General features: G+C 66.7%; 20 protein-coding genes and 1 tRNA gene. 10 read left to right on the top strand and 11 right to left on the bottom strand.

Annotated features, from left to right (window positions below):
* Positions 1–3: 3 nt before the first annotated feature.
* Entirely contained in the window at positions 4–1,176 is a 1,173-nt protein-coding gene (locus tag B9N75_RS10240; protein WP_085218710.1) for an efflux RND transporter periplasmic adaptor subunit, read from the bottom strand.
* A gap of 105 nt (positions 1,177–1,281) precedes the next feature.
* On the opposite strand from B9N75_RS10240, the gene B9N75_RS10235 reads away from it, so the two are divergent.
* Positions 1,282–1,929, top strand: a complete 648-nt coding sequence (locus B9N75_RS10235; protein ID WP_085218709.1) for a TetR/AcrR family transcriptional regulator — start codon at positions 1,282–1,284, stop codon at positions 1,927–1,929.
* A 56-nt stretch (positions 1,930–1,985) separates the two neighbouring features.
* Positions 1,986–2,579, top strand: coding sequence for a glutathione transferase GstA (gstA, locus tag B9N75_RS10230; RefSeq protein WP_085218708.1), 594 nt, complete (start codon positions 1,986–1,988; stop codon positions 2,577–2,579).
* A gap of 3 nt (positions 2,580–2,582) precedes the next feature.
* Here the strand turns inward: gstA and B9N75_RS10225 are convergent, their stop codons facing one another.
* Both B9N75_RS10225 and B9N75_RS10220 read right to left on the bottom strand, forming a co-directional pair.
* On the bottom strand, positions 2,583–2,783 hold the full coding sequence (locus B9N75_RS10225; protein ID WP_085218707.1) for a hypothetical protein: 201 nt from the start codon (positions 2,781–2,783) through the stop codon (positions 2,583–2,585).
* A 35-nt stretch (positions 2,784–2,818) separates the two neighbouring features.
* Positions 2,819–2,904 (bottom strand) — tRNA-Tyr (locus B9N75_RS10220).
* A 149-nt stretch (positions 2,905–3,053) separates the two neighbouring features.
* Here B9N75_RS10220 and B9N75_RS10215 point away from each other — a divergent pair.
* Genes B9N75_RS10215 through B9N75_RS10205 form a run of 3 tightly spaced genes read left to right on the top strand, consistent with a single transcriptional unit; the run spans position 3,054 to position 6,110 of the window.
* The gene (locus B9N75_RS10215) at positions 3,054–4,667 is read left to right on the top strand and encodes a M20/M25/M40 family metallo-hydrolase (RefSeq protein WP_085218706.1); all 1,614 of its coding nucleotides are present in this window, start codon (positions 3,054–3,056) and stop codon (positions 4,665–4,667) included.
* Positions 4,664–5,410, top strand: a complete 747-nt coding sequence (gene rlmB / locus B9N75_RS10210) for a 23S rRNA (guanosine(2251)-2'-O)-methyltransferase RlmB (protein ID WP_085218705.1) — start codon at positions 4,664–4,666, stop codon at positions 5,408–5,410. The genes B9N75_RS10215 and rlmB overlap by 4 nt, the downstream gene beginning before the upstream one ends.
* Positions 5,411–5,426: 16 nt before the next feature.
* Entirely contained in the window at positions 5,427–6,110 is a 684-nt protein-coding gene (locus B9N75_RS10205; RefSeq protein ID WP_244552326.1) for a hypothetical protein, read from the top strand.
* Positions 6,111–6,116: 6 nt separating this feature from the next.
* On the opposite strand, the gene B9N75_RS10200 is transcribed toward B9N75_RS10205, so the two are convergent.
* A complete protein-coding gene (locus B9N75_RS10200; RefSeq protein ID WP_085218703.1) occupies positions 6,117–6,434 on the bottom strand; it encodes a 2Fe-2S iron-sulfur cluster-binding protein in 318 nt (105 codons plus the stop codon).
* A gap of 86 nt (positions 6,435–6,520) precedes the next feature.
* Here B9N75_RS10200 and B9N75_RS10195 point away from each other — a divergent pair, with 86 nt between their 5' ends.
* A complete protein-coding gene (locus B9N75_RS10195) occupies positions 6,521–7,138 on the top strand; it encodes a DNA-3-methyladenine glycosylase family protein (RefSeq protein WP_085218702.1) in 618 nt (205 codons plus the stop codon).
* Between the two features lie 326 nt (positions 7,139–7,464).
* Here the strand turns inward: B9N75_RS10195 and B9N75_RS10190 are convergent, their stop codons facing one another.
* Together B9N75_RS10190 and B9N75_RS10185 are read right to left on the bottom strand one after the other, a co-directional pair.
* Entirely contained in the window at positions 7,465–8,163 is a 699-nt protein-coding gene (locus B9N75_RS10190; RefSeq protein WP_085218701.1) for a pirin family protein, read from the bottom strand.
* Positions 8,164–8,193: 30 nt separating this feature from the next.
* Positions 8,194–8,820, bottom strand: coding sequence for an FMN-dependent NADH-azoreductase (locus B9N75_RS10185; protein ID WP_085218700.1), 627 nt, complete (start codon positions 8,818–8,820; stop codon positions 8,194–8,196).
* A 72-nt stretch (positions 8,821–8,892) separates the two neighbouring features.
* Here B9N75_RS10185 and B9N75_RS10180 point away from each other — a divergent pair, with 72 nt between their 5' ends.
* The 3 genes from B9N75_RS10180 (at position 8,893) to B9N75_RS10170 (ending at position 12,137) form a co-directional block, all read left to right on the top strand.
* On the top strand, positions 8,893–9,846 hold the full coding sequence (locus B9N75_RS10180) for a LysR family transcriptional regulator (protein ID WP_197685110.1): 954 nt from the start codon (positions 8,893–8,895) through the stop codon (positions 9,844–9,846).
* 58 nt (positions 9,847–9,904) lie between these two features.
* Complete coding sequence (locus B9N75_RS10175) at positions 9,905–11,752, top strand: DUF885 domain-containing protein (RefSeq protein ID WP_085218698.1); 1,848 nt, start codon at positions 9,905–9,907, stop codon at positions 11,750–11,752.
* A 115-nt stretch (positions 11,753–11,867) separates the two neighbouring features.
* Positions 11,868–12,137 (top strand): DUF3297 family protein, encoded by a 270-nt coding sequence (locus tag B9N75_RS10170; protein ID WP_085218697.1) that lies wholly within the window; start codon positions 11,868–11,870, stop codon positions 12,135–12,137.
* A 369-nt stretch (positions 12,138–12,506) separates the two neighbouring features.
* Here the strand turns inward: B9N75_RS10170 and B9N75_RS10165 are convergent, their stop codons facing one another.
* The 4 genes from B9N75_RS10165 to B9N75_RS10150 form a co-directional block, all read right to left on the bottom strand.
* Positions 12,507–13,274, bottom strand: coding sequence for a LytR/AlgR family response regulator transcription factor (locus tag B9N75_RS10165; protein ID WP_085218696.1), 768 nt, complete (start codon positions 13,272–13,274; stop codon positions 12,507–12,509).
* A 97-nt stretch (positions 13,275–13,371) separates the two neighbouring features.
* Entirely contained in the window at positions 13,372–14,520 is a 1,149-nt protein-coding gene (locus B9N75_RS10160) for a sensor histidine kinase (RefSeq protein WP_172840866.1), read from the bottom strand.
* Positions 14,521–14,696: 176 nt separating this feature from the next.
* Complete coding sequence (locus B9N75_RS10155; RefSeq protein WP_085218694.1) at positions 14,697–15,467, bottom strand: CsgG/HfaB family protein; 771 nt, start codon at positions 15,465–15,467, stop codon at positions 14,697–14,699.
* 79 nt (positions 15,468–15,546) lie between these two features.
* A complete protein-coding gene (locus B9N75_RS10150) occupies positions 15,547–16,122 on the bottom strand; it encodes an outer membrane protein (protein ID WP_085218693.1) in 576 nt (191 codons plus the stop codon).
* 127 nt (positions 16,123–16,249) lie between these two features.
* Here B9N75_RS10150 and B9N75_RS10145 point away from each other — a divergent pair, with 127 nt between their 5' ends.
* Positions 16,250–17,551: a sigma-54 interaction domain-containing protein gene (locus B9N75_RS10145; protein ID WP_244552325.1), complete on the top strand. Its 1,302-nt coding sequence runs from the start codon at positions 16,250–16,252 to the stop codon at positions 17,549–17,551.
* Positions 17,552–17,703: 152 nt separating this feature from the next.
* Here the strand turns inward: B9N75_RS10145 and fliS are convergent, their stop codons facing one another.
* Positions 17,704–18,108 carry a flagellar export chaperone FliS gene (fliS, locus tag B9N75_RS10140; RefSeq protein WP_244552324.1) on the bottom strand — a complete coding sequence of 135 codons (405 nt, stop codon included), beginning with the start codon at positions 18,106–18,108 and terminating at the stop codon, positions 17,704–17,706.
* Positions 18,109–18,129 lie beyond the last annotated feature (21 nt).

Genomic DNA, 18,129 nt, shown 5'->3' with positions numbered 1-18,129 from the left:
CGATTATCCCTTGGGCGCCGGCTGGGCCGCGGGCTGGCCACCGGCTGGCGCGGGCGATGCGCCGGGCTTGGCGATCGATACCGGCTGGCCCGGCATCGCCTTCTGGAGGCCGTTGACGATGATCCGGTCGCCGGGCTTGAGACCCGAGCGCACAACCCAATTGCCGCCCATCAGCGGGCCGAGCTGGACGGGGCGCGCCGCGACGACGTTTTTCTCGCCCACCACCATCACGCTCGCGCCCTGCGCAGCCACCTTCACCGCGCGCTGCGGCACGAGAATGCCGTCGGGCCGCGTGCCGAGGAAGATGTGTGCGCGGACGAACTGTCCAGGCAGCAGCAGCTGGCCGGGATTAGGGAATTCGGCGCGGAGCGCGGCGGTGCCGGTCTCGGGATCAATGGCGAGATCGAGAAAGTCGATGCGGCCGACAACGCCATAGGTGCTGCCGTCCTCCAGCTCGAGCTTCACCTCGACATTGTTGATGTTGGGCAGGTTGAGCTTGCCGCTCGCCGCATCGCGGCGGATCTGCAGCAGATCGGAGCTCGACTGGCCGAAATTGACGTAGATGCGGTCGATCTGCTCGATCCGGGTCAGCAGGGTTCCGCTGCCGGCGCTGACCAGCGCCCCTTCGGTCACTTCGGCGCGGCTGGCGCGGCCCGAGATCGGCGCGGTGACGGTGGCATAGCTGAGGTTCAGACGCGCCGCCTCCACCTGCGCGCGGTTCTGCGCGACATCGGCATTGGCGGTACGCAGCCGCGCGACGGCGGCGTCATTCTCCTGCCGGCTGACCGCCTGGTCGGCGAGCAGCGGCTTGTAGCGGTTGACGTCCTGCTGGGCATTGGCGGCGGTAGCCTGCGCGCGCGATAGCGCGGCCTGCGCGCCGCTCAGCGCGGCGCGCAGTTCGCGCGGATCGATCTGGAACAGAGCCTGACCGGCGCGGACGTCCGAACCCTCGTCATAGAGGCGGCGCTGGACGATGCCGTCCACCCGCGCACGCACTTCGGCGGTGCGAATCGCCTGGATGCGGCCGGGCAGAACCACCTCGTTCGGTACCGTCTGGGTGCGGACGACGAAGACTTCCACCTCGGGCGGCGGCGGCGCGGGTGGAGCTTCCTGCGCGCACCCGGCAAGCAGCGCCGCGGCGGCCGCGGCCCCATTCAGCTTCCAGAACAGGCGCATAGAGTAGACTTCCCGAAAATTGCCCCCGCGGTTCGAACGGATCGAACCAAGTGCGGTGGTTGCGCCGATAGTGTAACGTCTATTACAGGTCAACACGGGTTGTCGATGAAAACGGATCAAATGATGGCGTCATGCTACGGCCGGGTGGTCGCCGCGGAGTCGGAAAGGCAGGCCGCACGGCGGCAAGCAATTCTGGACGCCGCGGAAAGTCTGTTCCTCGAACATGGCTTCACCGGCGTCTCCTTGCAGGCGATCGTCCGGCGCTCCGGCGGTTCGCTGGCTACTGTTTATGAGCTTTTCGGCAACAAGCAGGGCCTGCTCCGCGCGGTGGTGGACCGCCACCGGGACCGCGGTCTAGGCGATATTGAAGAGATCGCCTGTTCGGCTTCGCGTCCCGCCGACATCCTACTCACCGTGGCTGAACGCTATCATGGCTTCGCAGCCGACCCGCGCTCAGTGGACTTTCTGCGGCTGGTGATCGGCGAGAGCCTGCGCGATCCCGATTTCGGGCAGGCATTTCACCACGACATGCATGATTGCCATCTCCACGGCGTTGCCGAATGTTTCGAGCGCTGGAATGCGGAAGGCAAAGCCGAGATCGACGATCCGCTTGCCGCCGCCGAACTCTATTTCTCTACCGTCATGTGCGACGCGCCCATGCGCGCTATGCTCGGCGCGCCGCCCGAGCCGACCGAGCGCGCCAAGCTCGCCTGGCGGCTTCAGCCCTTCATCGATCGCTTCCGCATCGCCTGACCCGCAACCGCGCCCAGGCCGCTTCGTTGTCCTGCCGACAGCAGGAGACCTATCCCATGAAGCTCTACTACGCCCCCGGCGCGTGTAGCCTTGCCGACCATATTGCGCTGATCGAGACCGGCGAGCGGTTCGATGTCGAAAAGGTCGATCTCAAGGCCAAGCGCACCGAGAGCGGCGCCGATTTTACCGCGATAAACCCCAAAGGCTATGTCCCCGCGCTGGGGCTGGAGGACGGCACGGTACTGACCGAGAATATCGCGGTGCTGAGCTATCTCGCCGATCGCGCCGGAAGCCTGTTGCCCGACAACGGCATGCGGCGCTGGCGCGTGCTGGAGACGACGGCCTTCGTCTCGACCGAGGTGCACAAGAACTTCAAGCCGTTCTTCTCCCCCGATGCGGACGACAAGCGCAAGGCCGAGGCACGCGACATATTGGACAAGCGCTTCGCTTATCTCAACGAGCGGCTGGGCGACCGCGACTATATCGTCGAGGACGAAATGAGCATTGCCGACTGTTATCTGTTCGTCACTTTGCGCTGGGCGAAGGAGGTCGCCAAGATCTCCCTCCCCGCCCGGCTCGATGCTTATTACGCGCGGCTGAAGGAGCGGCCTTCGATCCGAAAGGCAATGGAAACCGAGGGGATCGCCTGAGGCTCAGCCGATTGCGGCGCGAACCTTGTCCTTCACCGCCGTGATCCGCGTCGCGGCTTCGGTGAAGGTCGCGACATCGGCGCGCGCGCCGTTCGCCCGCGCGTCCTTGGCTGCGTCGTTATAGCCCTCGAAGTCGGTCTCGAGCGCATCGACGATGATCTCGGCCTCATCCTCGCTCAGAACCAGCGTGATTGTCTTGCTCATCGTCGGGCTCCGTACCGGCTGTCTCCGGGCGAATATGGTGGACAGGGCTGGATTCGAACCAGCGTACGCTTGCGCGGGCAGATTTACAGTCTGCTGCCTTTAACCACTCGGCCACCTGTCCTTGGGGCCGCGCCGGGATCGGCGGGAGGCGGCTAAATGACGCTCGCACCCCGCGCTGTCAACAATTGCGCGGAGCGGCGAAGGATTGTCTGCGCACGATCCGATGGTAAGCCACCCACCACCGTCCGAATCCCCCCGGAGACACGTCGCATGCGCTTCCGCCTTGCTGCCGCCATCGCCGCCATCGCCCTCGCGGCGCCGGCAATCGCGCAAAAAGCCCCCGACACGCCGGTCCAGAACCGGATCATCGATCAGGCGCTCAACCACAGTGAAGTGATGCAGACCGCGGCGCATCTCACCGATTCCATCGGCGGCCGGATGACGAACAGCCCGCAGATGCGCGAGGCGGAGCGGTGGACGCAGCAACGATTCCGCGACTGGGGCCTTTCCAACGTCCGCGCCGATCCGTTCGAGTTCGGCCGCGGCTGGTCTATAGTGTCGTCGAGCGCCGTGATGACGGCGCCGCGGAGGATCAATCTGCGCGCCATCCCGGTCGCCTGGACGCCGCCGACCGACGGCACGGTCTCTGCCCAGATCGTCGTGGCGCCGATGAAGGAGGCCGAGGATTTCGCCCAATGGCGCGGCAAGCTCTCCGGCAAGATCGTGCTTGTGTCGCACCCCGGGGCAGGCTCGGAGCCCGAGCGGCCCGCCTTTCGCCGCCTGACCAGCGAAGACCTGGCCAAGCTCGGCGATTATGAGCAGCCTGCATTTTCCGAAACCGAGATCGCCAAGCAATTGAAGCAGGCGGCGTTCGAGGAGCAGCGCGACGCCTTTCTGAAGCAGGAGGGCGCGCTCGCCTGGGTGCGGATCTCTCCGCGCGACGGCGGACTGCTGCACGGCACCGGCTATAGCTATCAGGTTGGCCGTACCCCGGCGCTGTCCGGCATGGAGATGGCGGCGGAGGATTATCGGCGGCTGGCGCGTCTCGCGCTCACCGCGACCCCGCCCACGCTGGCGATCAGCAGCGACGTGCGGTTCCACGACGAAGACACCAAGGCCTACAATATCCTCGCCGATCTGCCGGGCAGCGATCCCCGTGCGGGCTATGTCATGGCCGGCGCGCACCTCGATTCCTGGGTCGCGGGCGACGGCGCGCAGGACAATGCGGCGGGCAGTGCCGTCGTGATGGAAGCCGCGCGCATCCTCGCGACGCTCGGCGTGCACCCCAAGCGCACGATCCGCTTCGCGCTCTGGAACGGCGAGGAGCAGGCGCTGCTCGGATCGATCGCCTATGTCGAAAAATATCTGGCGAGCCGGCCAGAGCTGACCGATCCGGCGCAGGCGGCGCTCAGTCCTTATTACACGTGGCGGCTGCGCTGGCCGGTCACACCGAAGCCGGGCCACCGTGACCTGACCGCTTATTTCAACATCGACAACGGCTCGGGCAAGCTGCGCGGCATCTATGCGGAGGGCAATGTCGCGGCGATGCCGACGCTGCGCGAATGGATTGCGCCCTTCGCGGGCATGGGCGTGACGACGGTCTCACCGCAGCCGACGGAAGGGACCGACCATCTCTTCATGTCGGCGGTCGGCATCCCGGCCTTCCAGTTCATCCAGGATCCGCTCGATTACGGCAGCCGCATCCACCACACCAATCTCGATACGTATGACCATTTGAAGGCCGAGGATCTGCGCCAGGCCGCGCTCGTACTCGCCTCGCTGCTTCTCAAGGCGGCGAACGCCGACGAACCGCTACCGCGGATGCCGGTCCCGGCGCGCCCTGCCCCGGCCGATCCCTTCGAATATGCGAAGCCGGGCGAATGAGGCGGCGTGGACCCAAGCCGCAGAAAGGCACCCCCGGCAAGCCGCGGCTGTGGGGGCGGCACGCCGTCTATGCCGCGCTCGACAATCCCGACCGGCGGCTGCTGCGCCTCTGGGCGACGCACGAGGCGGCATCGAAGATCGTCATCCCCGACGGATTGCAGGTCACCTATGCCGATGTCGCCGATCTCGGGCGGCTGGTGCCGCACGATGCGCCGCATCAGGGGCTGGTGCTCGAAGCCGATCCGCTAGAGGACATCCACCTCGCCGATCTGCTGGATCAGGCCGAAGACGGGCGCCCCTTGCTGGTGCTCGATCAGGTCACGGATCCGCACAATGTCGGCGCGATCCTGCGCTCGGCGGCAGCGTTCAACGCGCTCGGCATCGTCACGCAGGACCGGCACGCGCCGCCCGAATCCGGCGCGCTGGCACGGGCGGCGAGCGGCGCGCTCGAGTTGGTGCCGTGGGTACGCGTGGTGAACCTTGCCCGTGCGCTCGAAGACATCGCTGAGGCCGGTTTCTGGCGGATCGGGCTCGCCGGTGAGGCGGAGATGACGCTCGGCGAGGCCATCGGTCCGCCGCGCGTCGCCCTGGTGCTGGGCGCCGAGGGCGAAGGAATGCGTCAGAACACGGCGCAGCATTGCGACGCCCTGGCGAAGCTGCCGATCTCCGAGCGGATCGAGAGCCTCAATGTTTCCAACGCCGCCGCGATCGCGCTATATGCGGCGGTGACGGGAGCGCGCTGACCGGGGGGATCGGGCTATGCGAATGGGGCGAATGGGACGGTTCGTGCTGGCGCTGGTGGCACCGTGTCTGCTGGCCTCGTGCCTGCTGACACCGGGGCGCTTCACCTCCACGCTCGACATCCGCAAGGACCGCAGCTTCACCTTCACTTATGCCGGCGAGGCGATCCTGCTCGATCCGGCCGCCGAGATGAACTCCTCACCGTCCACCGAGGACGGCGACGCTCCCAAGGCTGCGCCGACGCCCAAGGTCGAGACCGGGGACGAGATCGCCAAGCGCCGCGCGATCGCCGAGGCGCTGGCCAAGGAGGTCGGCTACCGATCGGCCGAATATCTGGGCGGCGGCAAGTTCCGCGTCGATTATGCGCTGTCGGGCACGCTCGACCGCGGCTTCGTCTTTCCGTTCAATGGCGACGCCGGCGCGATCGTCCCCTGGGTGGCGGTCGAGGTGCGGCGCGACGGCACGGCGCGAGTGAAGGCGCCGGCATTCGGCAAGGAGACCAGCCCCAACGATATGGGCGTCTCCCCCGACAAGGACGGCATGAAGGAGCGCGCCGGCAGCTTCACCTTCACCACCGACGCAGAATTGCTGATGCAGAACAATGAATCCGGCACCGCGCCCGGGCCCGGAACCAAGGTCGTCTGGGAGGTGACGCCGACCAGCCAGACCGTTCCCACCGCCGTCGTTCGCTTCGCGAAGTAGCGGCGCTCAATCCTCCGGCGCGATGGTGACGCGAAGGCCGTCGAGGCCGTCGTCGAGTTCGATCTGGCAGGACAGGCGGCTCTCCTCGGTGCGGTGATCGGAAGCGTCGAGCAGATCGTCCTCGTCCTCACTCCGCGGCTTCAGGCGGCCGGTCCATTCGGGATCGACATGGACGTGGCAGGTCGCGCACGAGAGGCAGCCGCCGCACAGCGCCAGCAGTTCGTCGAACCCCGCGTCGCGGATCGCTTCCATCACGCTGTAGCCGGCGCGGGCGTCGATGACATGCTCGTCCCCGGCACGGGTGACGATGGTGAGGCGGGGCATGGCGATCCTTCGCAAGAAACGGGAGTGGGCGGGCGGCGCGGCTATGCTAGGCGGCATGCTCGGGATCAAGGGCAGGACGAAAATCGATGGGGCTGAGCCAGGAAGCGCTGAACGAGTCGCTGGACGCGCTGGCGAAGATCGAGCCGCGCTTCGCGGCGGCGCTGGAGCGCGTCGGCTATCCCGAACCGCGGGTGAGCGAGCGCGGTTATGTCACGTTGCTGCGAACGATCATCGGCCAGCAGGTGAGCGTCCATGCGGCACGGTCGATCTGGACGAAGCTGGAAGCGGCGGTGGGCGACATCGCCGATCCCGCGGCACTGGCGGCGGCGAGCGACGAAGCGTTGCGCGGCGCCGGCCTGTCGCGCCAGAAGATGAGCTATGCGCGCAGCCTAGCCGAGGAAATCGCGTCCGGCCGGCTCGATCTCGACAATCTAGCTGAAGCTGACGAAGCCGCCATCGCCCAGCTCGTCGTCATCCGCGGCATCGGCCGCTGGAGTGCCGAGATCTATCTCCTTTTTGCCGAAGGCAGAGGGGATATCTGGCCGGCCGGGGACCTTGCCGTCCAGCACGAGGTAGGTCGTCTGCTGGGCCTCCCCGAAAAGCCCAGCGAGCGGCGGGTGCGCGAGCTTGCCGAGGCCTGGCGCCCGCACCGGGGTGCTCTCGCGATCTTCACCTGGCATCACTACAAGACTCCCGTACTCTGACAGCCGCAGCGGACATCGGCTGCGATACCGTGGAAATAGCAGGGTGCCGCATAGCGGCGCATACCCTCTTTTGGGGATGTCCCACGATGGGAGCGCCGCGATGCAAAGCTGCAACAGCCTTATAGCGCAATCGGGGATCGGGCGCATCGCCTAAAGCGCATACAAAAGGCCCCGGCCTCCCCCGGCCGGGGCCGGGCGACACGCTGCGGGGTGGGCACCAGGTAGCGAGTCGCCAACGCTTGGTCGTCCTTATAGGGCATTTTGGCCCCGCCGACCATCCGACATGGGTGGCGGCCGGAGCACGAACGCCTCGGCCGCCGGTCATTTCAGCGCGCGTCGACCAGCACGATCTCGGCATCGTCGATCGCACGGATCGCGATCGCCGCCTCGCCGGTAACGGCAATGCCGTCGCGCGGCTCGGCCCGCTGGCCATTGACCTCCACCGCGCCGCCGACCGCAACGAGATAGGTGTGCCGCGCCGGATCGAGGCTGAGTTCGGCGCTCTCGCCTGCCTTCAGCGTCGCGCCCATAACGCGGGCGGCGGCGTTGATTTTGAGCGCATCGCCGTCCTCGTCGAAGCCGCTCGCCAGCGTCACGAAGCTGCCGGCGCGCTCGTCCTTCGGGAAGGGCTTGGCGCCCCAGCTCGGCTTTGCGCCGCGCTCGTCGGTCAGCACCCAGATCTGGAACAACGTCGTCGCCTCGTCCTCCAGATTGTACTCCGCATGGGTAACGCCGGTGCCGGCCGACATCACCTGCACGTCGCCCGCGCCGGTGCGGCCTTCATTGCCCATCGAGTCGCGGTGCGAGATCGCGCCCGAGCGGACATAGGTGATGATCTCCATGTCCGAGTGCGGGTGCGGCGGGAAACCGGACTTGGCGGCGATCGTATCGTCGTTCCAGACGCGGATCGCGCCCCAGCCCATGCGATCATTGTCGTGGTAGCTGGCGAACGAGAAATGATGCCGCGCGTCGAGCCAGCCATGATCGGCGTGGCCGAGCGAAGCGAAGGGGCGAATGTCGATCATGATATTCTCCTCTCTATCCTATTGGCCGCGTCAGGCGGCGAGTGCGAGCGGGGCGCGGACGGCGCGGCCGAGCGCATGCCCGGCATCAGCGATCGCGGTCTCCGCGACTTCGGGTCCGAACGCGAGCTTCTCGGCGCGCACCACCTCAACGTCCGTGATCCCCATGAAGCCGAGCAGGGTGCGCACGTGCGGTTCCTGCGAGTCCATCGCCGCGCCGTCGCCTTCGGCATAGCCGCCGGCGCGGGTGGAAACGATGATCGCGCGTTTGTTCTTGAGCAGGCCCTCTGCTCCGTTGGCGCCATATTGGAAGGTGACCTTGGCGCGCAGCACATGATCGAACCACGCCTTCAGCGTCGAGGGCATGCCGAAATTGTACATCGGCACCGCGACGACGATGACATCGGCATCGAACAATTCGGCGACCAGCGTGTCTGACAGCGCCAGCGCGGCGCGTGCTTCTGCGCTTTCCGCCTCGGCGCCGCGGATCGCGCCGACGGTCGCTTCGGTGAGGTGCGGGATCGGCGTGTGGCCGACATCGCGCCGCGTCACGACGGCACCCTCTTCGCCCGCAAGCGCGGAGACCAGGCCGTCGGTCAGCTTGCGCGACACCGATTGCGCGCCAGTGACCGCGCTGTCGATGACCAGAAACTTCTGCATATTCGCCTCCTGTCCTTGTGGAGAGCGAGATAGGCGGCTAGCAGTGTTGCCGATAGGCAAGCATCCGTCATCATGGTGTTGCATCTTATGGAACGGCAATCGATCGATCTCGTGGATGTGCTCGGCTTCGTCCGGGTCGTGGAAGCGGGCGGCTTCGCGCGGGCCGCGGAACGGATGGGCGTCTCCAAATCGATCCTCAGCCGCCGCGTCGCGCGGCTCGAGGAGCAGCTCGGCGCCCGGCTGCTGACGCGCAGTGCGCAGGGCGCGCAGCCCACCGACATCGGCCAATCCTATTACGAGCGCGCGTCCAACATCCTTGCCGATCTCGATGCGGCGCGCGAGGTGGTGGCCGATGCGGTGACGCAGATCGCGGGGCCGATCCGCATCGCCGCCCCCCTCTCCTTCGGCGTCGAGCATCTCGCCCCCGCGCTGGCCGAATTCGCCGCCGCGCACCCGCGGGTCGAGCTCGACATTTCGCTCGACGACCGCACCGTCGATCTGGTCGGCGGCGGCTTCGATCTCGCCGTGCGGATCGGATCGCTGCCCGATTCCGCGCTCATCGCCCGCAAGATCGCGCCGGTCCGTGCCGTCCTCCTCGCCAGCCCCGCCTATCTCGCGGCGCGCGGCACGCCGAAGCATCCGCGCGAACTCTCAGGCCACGATCTGCTCGTCTACGGCAACAGCGGCCGCGGCAACCAGTGGCGCTTCCGCATCGGCAATGCCTGGGAGACGGTGCGCGGCGCGACGCGGCTGCGCGCCGACAATGGCGAGTTGCTGCGCGAGGCGGCGGTCGCGGGGCTCGGCATCGTCATCCTGCCGACCTTCATCGCCGCCCCCGCCATCGAGGCCAAGACGCTCGTTCCGATCCTGCTCGATTATCCGCTCGAGGAAAACGGCCTCCACGTCGTGATGCCGCCCGGCCGCGCGACGACGGCGCGGGTCCGCGCCTTGGTCGAGTTCCTCGCCGCGCGCTTCGGCCCCGAGCCGTCTTGGGATCCGTGCTGGATGGAAGAGCATCGCGGCTGACGGTGGACGTGCGGGGGTGAGCCGCTACAAAGCCGTGGTCCGAAAAAGGGGAAGTCTCTTGAAGCAGCTTTCGATCGCCGCCCTCCTGCTCGCCACCACCGCCTGCGCGACCGCGCCGCAGGGCGCTTCGGTCGCCGGTGCGCCGCCGTCGGCCACAGCGACGCAGCCCGCCGCCGATCCGGCCGCCGAGGATGCGCGACTGCTCGCCTTCCTCGACAAGGGCTTCGACGAGATGGTCGCGCGCAGCCCGGAATCGCTGACCGCGCTGGGCAGCAAGGAGCGCTACGGCGAACTCGACGACTATACCGATGCCGAAGCGCAGCGGCAGCGGGCGATGGCGGACGCACAGCTCGCGGCGATGAAATCGCAATTCACGCTGGAGGGTCTCAGCCCGGCGGGCCAGCTCAGCTACCGGCTCTACGAGCAGCAGGTGACAAATGGCCGCGAGAATTTCGAGTGGCGGCGCTATGGCTTCCCCGTCTCCACCAACGGCAGCCCTGCGGGCGACATCCCCGTCCTACTCATCAACCAGCACCGCATCGACAGCGTCGCCGATGCCGAAGCCTATGTGTCGCGGCTGAAGGCGGTCGATCGGGTGATGCGCGAGGTGGCGGACGAGATGCGCGGCCAGGCGCGCATGGGGATCGTGCCGCCCAAGCTCAACTTCGCGCCGGTGCGCGCGGATGCGAAGAAGATCGTCACCGGCGCGCCGTTCGACAAAGGCGCGGACAGCGCCCTCTTCGCCGATTTCAAGACGAAGGTCGGCAAGCTCGACGCCCCCGCGGCGGAGAAGGAGCGGCTGATCGGCGAGGCACGCACCGCGCTCACTGGCCCGTTCCGCCAGGGCTACCAAACCTTCTTCTCCGTCCTCGACGAGATCGAGCCGCAGGCGAAAGGCAATGACGGCGTCTGGAGCCTGCCGCGCGGCGACGAATATTACGCCAATCGCCTGCGCATGTTCACCACCACCGACCTCACCGCCGACCAGATCCACCAGATCGGGCTGGACGAGGTGAAGCGCATCCAGGGCGAGATGGAGGCGATCAAGCAGCGGGTCGGCTTCAAGGGCACGCTCCAACAATTCTTCCAGCACATCAAGACCGGCAAGCAGTTCAAATATCCGAACAGTGAAGCGGGCCGGCAGCAATATCTGACCGACGCCAAGGCCTTCATCGCGCAGGTGATGGACAAGGCGCCGCAATGGTTCGAGCGGCTGCCCAAGGCACCGCTTGAGGTGCGCGCGGTGGAGAAGTTCCGCGAGGGCACGGCCTCCGTCGCCTTCTACAACCGCCCGGCGCCGGACGGGTCGCGGCCCGGCATCTATTACGTCAATCTCGCCGACATGACGCAGGTGCTGAAGCCCCAGATCGAGGGCATCAGCTATCATGAGGGTGCGCCCGGCCATCATTTCCAGCTCGCCCGCCAGATGGAACTGACCGGCATTCCCAAGTTCCGGCTGTTCGGCGGCTATGGCGCTTATGTCGAAGGCTGGGGTCTCTACGCCGAGCGGCTCGGCAAGGAGATGGGCTTCTATCAGAATCCTTATTCGGAGTTCGGCCACCTCAGCCTAGAGCTCTGGCGCGCGGTGCGGCTCGTCACCGATACCGGCCTCCACTCGAAGCGATGGAGCCGCGAGCGGGCGATCCAATATTTCCAGCAGAATTCGCTGCTCAGCGAAGCCGACATCGTCCGCGAGGTGGAGCGCTACATCAACTGGCCGGGCCAGGCGACGAGCTACAAGATCGGCCAGCTCAAGATCATCGAGCTGCGGCGGAAGGCCGAAGCGGCTTTGGGCGACCGGTTCGACATCCGCGCCTTCCACGAGGCAGTGCTCGGCCAGGGCGCGCTGCCGCTCGACGTGCTCGAGCAGGAAGTCGACGCCTATATCGCCCGCGCGAAGGGCTGAACCCGCCGCTTCCCTCTTCCGTCGGAACGTCGGGAGAGGGTAAGGGGCGGCGCAAGGGCGGCCGGGCCTGTGCTCGGCCGCCTCGCCTCTTCCGCGATCATCTCAGGAATCTTTCATGTCCGACACGCCTCCCGATCACCTCTCGCTCAATCCCTCGAGCCCGCATTTCGATGCCGAGACGCTTCAGCGCGGCGTCGGCATCCGCTTCCGCGGCGCCGAGCGGCAGGACGTCGAGGAATATTCGGTGAGCGAGGGCTGGATCCGCGTGCAGGTGGGCAAGACCGTCGATCGCAAGGGCCAGCCGCTGACGATCAAGCTCAAGGGCGAGGTCGAGCCTTATTTCACCGACGCAGACGCCAAGGACGCCGACGCGAAGGAAGACTGACGCCTTCGTCGGCTGGCGTGCGCGCTTCGTCGCGCGGACGGTAAACTAATCGCTAACGCGGGTGCGGCGGTCGCGCCGCCGCTGCGCGCTCGGACGCCCTTTCCTACTCCCCGATGACGAGGCCGCAGAGCCTTTTCGCCAAGGGAGTGGGAAACGTGACCGCCAACAGCTTTCGCCTGGTTTCGACCTGGATCGCCGGCGCCTATGTCACCGCCATGCTGATCATCGCCGCCGCCTCCGGCCCGGTGATGATCTGACGTGCTGACGATGCCGCGCGAGACTTCACGAAATCTTCCGAGCCCGCTGCCCGGCCGCGACCGGCCGGCCGCGGGCCTGTTCGGGGCGCCGGCCGAAGCGCGGCGCGAACCCTCAGTCGAAATGCAGCGCGGACTTGACGGTCGCGACGTAATTTGGACCGACCTGTACGTTCGCTCCATCGGCAAGCACTAAGGTCAGCGAGCGGTTCGCCCGCTTCACTTCGGTCACCTTCTCGGGGCGGACGAAGGCGGAGCGGTGGACGCGCAGCAGCGGGCTGCCCGCCAGTTTCTCTTCCAGCGCCGACATGGTGGTGCGCAGCAGATAGCTTCTGAGCTCAGTGTGTAGCAGCACATAGTCGCGCGCCGCCTCGATCCAGTCGATTGCGGAGATCGGCACGCGGCGCTGGCCATGGCGCTCGGGCACCCAGAAGCCGTCGTCGTCGCCGGCCTTGACGCTGCCGCCGGCGCGCAGCGCCTCGACTTCCTCTTCAAGCTGGCCGGCACGCGCCGCCTGATCGCGCATCGCGCGGCGGCGGCGGGCGCGATCGACCGCCTGGCGGAGCCGATCGACCCGCACCGGCTTCAGCAGATAATCCGCCGCGTCGACGTCGAAGGCATCGGGCGCATAATGTTCGTGCGCGGTGACGAAGACGAGCTCGGGCCGCGGCTCGGTCTGCAGCGCCGCAGCGGTGCGCAGGCCATTGCGGCCGGGCATCTGGATATCGAGGATGACGAGATCGGGCTTCAAGGCATCGATCTTTTCCAGCGCCTCGTCGCCATCTTGTGCCTGGCCGATGACTTCGGTGCCCTCGATATTCTCGAAGAAGGTCCGCAGCCGATCGAGCGCCAGGCTCTCATCGTCCACGAGCAGAACACGCATGTCGGAATCTCTCCTCCCCATCCGCGTCGAGACGTAACCCGGACGCGCTTTCAGGAAAAGACCCATCCGGACCAAAGCCGGACGAAGCCCTTGTCGTTCAGTGTCTTTGCTGGATTTCGGGAATGCAGATCGTCGCGCAGAAGCTGTCGGCCCGCCCTTCGATCTTGAGCGTGGCGGAATCGCCATAGACCGCCTGCAGCCGCTGGCGGACGTTGAGCAGGCCGACACCCGCCCGCGCACCCGGCGGCCGGGTGGTGTCGCGGACCCGGTCGTTCTCGACGGTGATGCACAGATCGCCGTGATCGACCGAAGCGCGGATATCGATATCGACCGTCCCTTTGGACCGCGACACGCCATGCTTGATCGCATTCTCGACGAGCGGCTGGACGAGGAAGCCCGGCACCAGCGCCTCGCTCGCATCGGGCTCGCACTCGACGGTGGCGTTGAGCCGGTCGCCGAAGCGCACCGCCTCGATGTCGAGATATTCCTCGATCAGCGACAGCTCCTCGGCGAGCGGCACGAGCGCAGCCGGATCCGTCGCGAGCGAGGAGCGCAGGAAGCTCGACAGCTTGTCGGTCATCTGCTCGGCGTCGTCGTTGCGCTTGGTGACGATCAGCGCCGAGATCGAGTTGAGCGCGTTGAACAGGAAGTGCGGATTGAGCTGATAGCGGAGCGCGGTGAGCTGCGCCTGCTGCGCCGTTGTATGCGCCTCGACGAGCTGGCGCTCGGTGCCGATCGTCCGGCGCATCGAGAAGGCGAGCTGGAACAGCGCCAGGTTGACGACGAACACCATCAGATAGCGGAAGGCGGATTCGTAGCCGCGGTTGAAGTCGAGCGCGAAGCTGGCGAACGTCTCGTCGAAGCTGTCGGCGACGATCGCGGTGTAGACGAGATCGAATATCGCATTGGCGATCGCGGCGGCGAGCGCGGACATCAGGAGGATCGCGACGCGGACGCGGTTGGGTCGATCGATGGTCGCGCGGAACGGGATGAAGAGCGCGATCCCGAGCAACATGGAATAGAAGATGGTTGCGCTGTCGAGCAGGATCGAGCCGAAGCCGCCGGCGTCGTGACGGCGCAGGATCGCGGGCATGAAGATGAGGAGCACGAAGCTCCACAAAGCGACGGTGAGGCGTATCGCCTCGCGCCAGCGGGCGTCCGCCTTGGCCGATGGCCGGGGGATGATCGTATCGGGCCGCATCGCTGCGCCCTTGTGCCGAAGAGCAGCGATACTGTCACCCAGCATAAGCATCAGCCTACGGCGCCCACGATTCCCGATGGATCGCGCCGCGGCTTCGGCCGGAACAGGGCCGCAAGACGAAAGTGCGGGAGCGTGCGACAAATCCGTCATCTTCGCGCCCCCTGGCTCCGTCTCATCCAAGAGTTGGAGGGCCACCCTCGGCGGGCGGCCCTCCGGCCGTCTCAGCGGGCAACCGGCGCGGCTGCGCTTGGGTTGGCGGGGAGACCGCCGAGCTGGCTGACCAATTGCTTATAGGCATCGAGATAGGCGAGCACGATCACCTGGCCGATGTCGGTGTTCTGATAGCCACCGCCGGCGATGCCGCCATAGCCGCCCCAGAAGCTGCCCGCCCCGGCGCCGCCGCCGAAGCTCCAGTCCGACTTGCGGGCATAGCCCTCGGTCAGACGCTCCTGCTCAGTAGTGCGCGAATTGACGAGCGTCAGCATGACGTTCGCTTCCTTCTTGCTGACCGAGATGCCGCCGGCGATCGCGCCGACCGTGCTGCTGCCGAGCAGGCCGCCGAGCGCCGCGCCGAAGCCGCCGCCGCCGCTGTTCGCGTTCTGGCTGACGATGTCGGGGACGATGAAATAGTCGGCGGCTTTCACCTGCGCGCGGCCGATGTTGGAGCCCTGCTGCAATTCGCCATTGTCGGCGAGCGCGCGCTCGATGTTGCGGCTGGCCAGACCCTTGTTGCGATCGACCAGGCCGAAGCAGCCGGACTTCATCACGAACATCTTGATGACCGCTTCGGGGCTACCGAGGCCGAGGCCCTGCCACCAATTGTTGTCGGGCTCGACGATCGCGATGGTGCCGAGCTTCTGGGTGCACACCGGAATTTCGGCGACGCCCCTTTCCTGCGCCTTGCGGCCCGACGACTTGCCTTGGGCGAGCGCCGGCACGGTGGCGGTGAGCATGGTCGCGGCGAGCGCGGCGAGCAAGGTGATCTTGCGCATTGGATAGTTCCCCACTTTGAAATCGGTCCGGGCGAAATGGGGAGGACGCTGCCGTGCGCCCTCCCCGCCCGATGAAGGCTTAGAAGTTCATGCCGACGCCCATCAGGAACTGATGGCGATCGACGCCCGCTTCGTAGTTGGAGTAGCGATACTCGCCCTTGGCGTAGAGATTGCCGCCGAAGCTGTGCTCGTAGCCGGCGCCGATACGGAAACCGTCCAGGTTCTCGCCGTCGCGGATGCGGACGCCGGCCGGGGTCGTGTAGCTCGAAACGAAGCGCGCGTTGGTGTAGCCGGCGAGCGCATAGAGCTTGCCGTTCTCGCTGACCTTCACGCCGCCGCGGATGCCCGCCGCCAGATCGCGGCCGGCGCGGACGCAGAGGCGATCGCCGGCGAGGAGGACGCTGCTGCCGCATTCGCGGGCGCTGCTGTCGTCGATGCTGAAGTCGGGGCCGATGAAGCCGGCCTTGCCGATGTCGAAATCATAGCCGAAGCCGACGCCGTACATGAAGCCGTCCGCATCGGTGTCGCCCGGGCCGTCGGCATTCGTGATGTCGTAGCCGCCGTGGATCTCGGCGCGGAAACCTTCGGCGGCAGCCGGCGAAGCGGCGGCGGCGAGAGCAAGCGAAGCAACAGACGCGACGATATACTTACGCATTTCAAAAATTCCCCTTGGATGTGAGCCGCCCCCCGGCGGCTTTTGATGTGAAGTCGAATGTCCGGTGCGCTTGCTGCGTCCGGTGCGAGGCGGCTGTTAAGCGGGGCGATTTCCGGAGGCGTGTGTCATGCGGCTAAGCCACCTGATCCCGCTACGAAAGCGTCTGCGGCGCGACGAATCCGCGCTTTCAGCCGACGAGCATGTCGCGGCAGCGGCGGAAAAGCGCGCCGAAATCCGTTCGTTACCGGCGTTAACTATTTCCCAACGTCTGAGCGTCAAATTCCCGACGCAACGGGGGTGGCTTTTCGACGCCGCCAAACGGATGGGGTTCAAGACGGCGATGACGATGATGACCGATATCAAGGCGGACGGCATGAGCGCGGACAGCCTGATCGTGGGCGAGAGCCGCGGCATGGACGAACTGCGCCGCCTGGTGCGCCACGTCGCGCCGACCAATGCTTCGGTGATCGTCACCGGCCCGTCGGGCGCCGGCAAGGAAGTGGTGGCTCGCGCCATCCACGCCGAAAGCGTCCGCGCCGCAAAATCCTATGTCGCGGTCAATTGCGGCGCGATCCCGCGCGATCTTCTGGAATCCGAGCTGTTCGGCCACGAAAAGGGCTCGTTTACCGGCGCGGTGACGCAGCGCCGCGGCCGCTTCGAGGATGCCCACGGCGGCACCCTCTTCCTCGACGAGATCGGCGACATGCCGGCCGACATGCAGGTGAAGCTGCTCCGCGTGCTCGAAGAGCGCTCGATCCAGCGCGTCGGCGGGCGCGGCCAGATCGCGGTCGACACGCGCATCGTCTCGGCGACGCACCGCGATCTCGATCAGGCGATCACCGATCAGCGCTTCCGCGAAGACCTCTTCTACCGGCTGTCGGTCTTTCCGATCGACCTGCCGCCGCTCAGTCACCGCCGCGAGGACGTGCCGTTGCTGGTCAAGCATTTCCTGCGCACCATCGCCGACAAGAAGCGCACCGTGCGCTTCACCCAGGCGGCGATGGATAAGCTGGTTGCGCACGACTGGCCGGGCAATGTGCGCGAACTGCGCAACGTCGTCGAGCGTGCGACGATCCTGTTTCCGGGCGACATGGTGGGCGCCGAGCAGATCGACCTCATCCTCCACCGCCGCGGCCGCACCACGGTCGCCGAGCGCGCGGCACTGTGGGAAGCAACCGAGCTTGCCGCGCCGATCATCCTGCCGACCCCCGCCAACGAGCCGCAGCCCGCGGCCGGCGGGGGCCCGCTGCTCGGCGACGGCCCGATCGACCTCAAGTCGATGGTCGCCGAGTTCGAGCGCGACTTCATCGGAGAGGCACTCCGCCTCAGCAGCGGCGTCGTCGCCGATGCCGCCCGCATGCTCACGCTTCAGCGCACCACGCTGATCGAAAAGATGCGGAAGTATGAGCTGAGCGCCAAGGCGGCCTGAGCGCGAATGTTCCCAATGTTCGCACTGACCATGGATTGAATCGAACCTCTATTTTTCAGTGCGATCCTGTGGTCAGCGTGAGCGGACGATAACAAAGAGCCGGACTGGCCGATCATCGCAGACGCTGGTGCTGTAGGACAGCGGCGCTCTCCTTAGCCTATCTGGTCCCAGGCGGTTGCGATCTCGGCAAGCATTTCGCGGGCGCGGACTAGGTGGGCCGGGTCGTTGTCACGGCCCGCTTCCAGCGCCAAGCGGCGCGTCTCGCGATAGATGGCTGCCAGATCGACCGCGATCTCACCGCCCTTTTCGAAATCGAGACTGCCTTCCAGTCCGTGCAGGATGTTGAGCGCGCGCGACTGGCGCACGCCGCGCTGGACATAATCGCCGCGCCGGCACGCCGCCGCCATCGCGTCGATCGACTTGATCAGCTCCTCGAACAGGATGCCGACCAGCCGGTGCGGCGAGGCGCCCTCGACGCGGCTCTGGAAATCGACATTCTGATACTGAGCCCGGGCCGCGCCCAGCCGCGCAGGCTGCATGTACATCTGCACCGTCATTCCTTCCCTTATGTTCTTGGG

Source organism: Allosphingosinicella indica (assembly GCF_900177405.1).
Taxonomy (GTDB): domain Bacteria; phylum Pseudomonadota; class Alphaproteobacteria; order Sphingomonadales; family Sphingomonadaceae; genus Allosphingosinicella; species Allosphingosinicella indica.
Note: the sequence above shows the minus strand (reverse complement) of the source record. Positions and strands in the feature narration are given on the sequence as shown.

Bases quoted from the DNA above. Each gene is read 5' to 3' on its own strand.
- B9N75_RS10240 (WP_085218710.1), bottom strand. From the start codon at position 1,176: ATGCGCCTGTTCTGGAAGCTGAATGGGGCCGCGGCCGCCGCGGCGCTG.
- B9N75_RS10235 (WP_085218709.1), top strand. From the start codon at position 1,282: ATGAAAACGGATCAAATGATGGCGTCATGCTACGGCCGGGTGGTCGCC.
- gstA (WP_085218708.1), top strand. From the start codon at position 1,986: ATGAAGCTCTACTACGCCCCCGGCGCGTGTAGCCTTGCCGACCATATT.
- B9N75_RS10225 (WP_085218707.1), bottom strand. From the start codon at position 2,783: ATGAGCAAGACAATCACGCTGGTTCTGAGCGAGGATGAGGCCGAGATC.
- B9N75_RS10215 (WP_085218706.1), top strand. From the start codon at position 3,054: ATGCGCTTCCGCCTTGCTGCCGCCATCGCCGCCATCGCCCTCGCGGCG.
- rlmB (WP_085218705.1), top strand. From the start codon at position 4,664: ATGAGGCGGCGTGGACCCAAGCCGCAGAAAGGCACCCCCGGCAAGCCG.
- B9N75_RS10205 (WP_244552326.1), top strand. From the start codon at position 5,427: ATGCGAATGGGGCGAATGGGACGGTTCGTGCTGGCGCTGGTGGCACCG.
- B9N75_RS10200 (WP_085218703.1), bottom strand. From the start codon at position 6,434: ATGCCCCGCCTCACCATCGTCACCCGTGCCGGGGACGAGCATGTCATC.
- B9N75_RS10195 (WP_085218702.1), top strand. From the start codon at position 6,521: ATGGGGCTGAGCCAGGAAGCGCTGAACGAGTCGCTGGACGCGCTGGCG.
- B9N75_RS10190 (WP_085218701.1), bottom strand. From the start codon at position 8,163: ATGATCGACATTCGCCCCTTCGCTTCGCTCGGCCACGCCGATCATGGC.
- B9N75_RS10185 (WP_085218700.1), bottom strand. From the start codon at position 8,820: ATGCAGAAGTTTCTGGTCATCGACAGCGCGGTCACTGGCGCGCAATCG.
- B9N75_RS10180 (WP_197685110.1), top strand. From the start codon at position 8,893: ATGGTGTTGCATCTTATGGAACGGCAATCGATCGATCTCGTGGATGTG.
- B9N75_RS10170 (WP_085218697.1), top strand. From the start codon at position 11,868: ATGTCCGACACGCCTCCCGATCACCTCTCGCTCAATCCCTCGAGCCCG.
- B9N75_RS10165 (WP_085218696.1), bottom strand. From the start codon at position 13,274: ATGCGTGTTCTGCTCGTGGACGATGAGAGCCTGGCGCTCGATCGGCTG.
- B9N75_RS10160 (WP_172840866.1), bottom strand. From the start codon at position 14,520: ATGCTGGGTGACAGTATCGCTGCTCTTCGGCACAAGGGCGCAGCGATG.
- B9N75_RS10155 (WP_085218694.1), bottom strand. From the start codon at position 15,467: ATGCGCAAGATCACCTTGCTCGCCGCGCTCGCCGCGACCATGCTCACC.
- B9N75_RS10150 (WP_085218693.1), bottom strand. From the start codon at position 16,122: ATGCGTAAGTATATCGTCGCGTCTGTTGCTTCGCTTGCTCTCGCCGCC.
- B9N75_RS10145 (WP_244552325.1), top strand. From the start codon at position 16,250: ATGCGGCTAAGCCACCTGATCCCGCTACGAAAGCGTCTGCGGCGCGAC.
- fliS (WP_244552324.1), bottom strand. From the start codon at position 18,108: ATGACGGTGCAGATGTACATGCAGCCTGCGCGGCTGGGCGCGGCCCGG.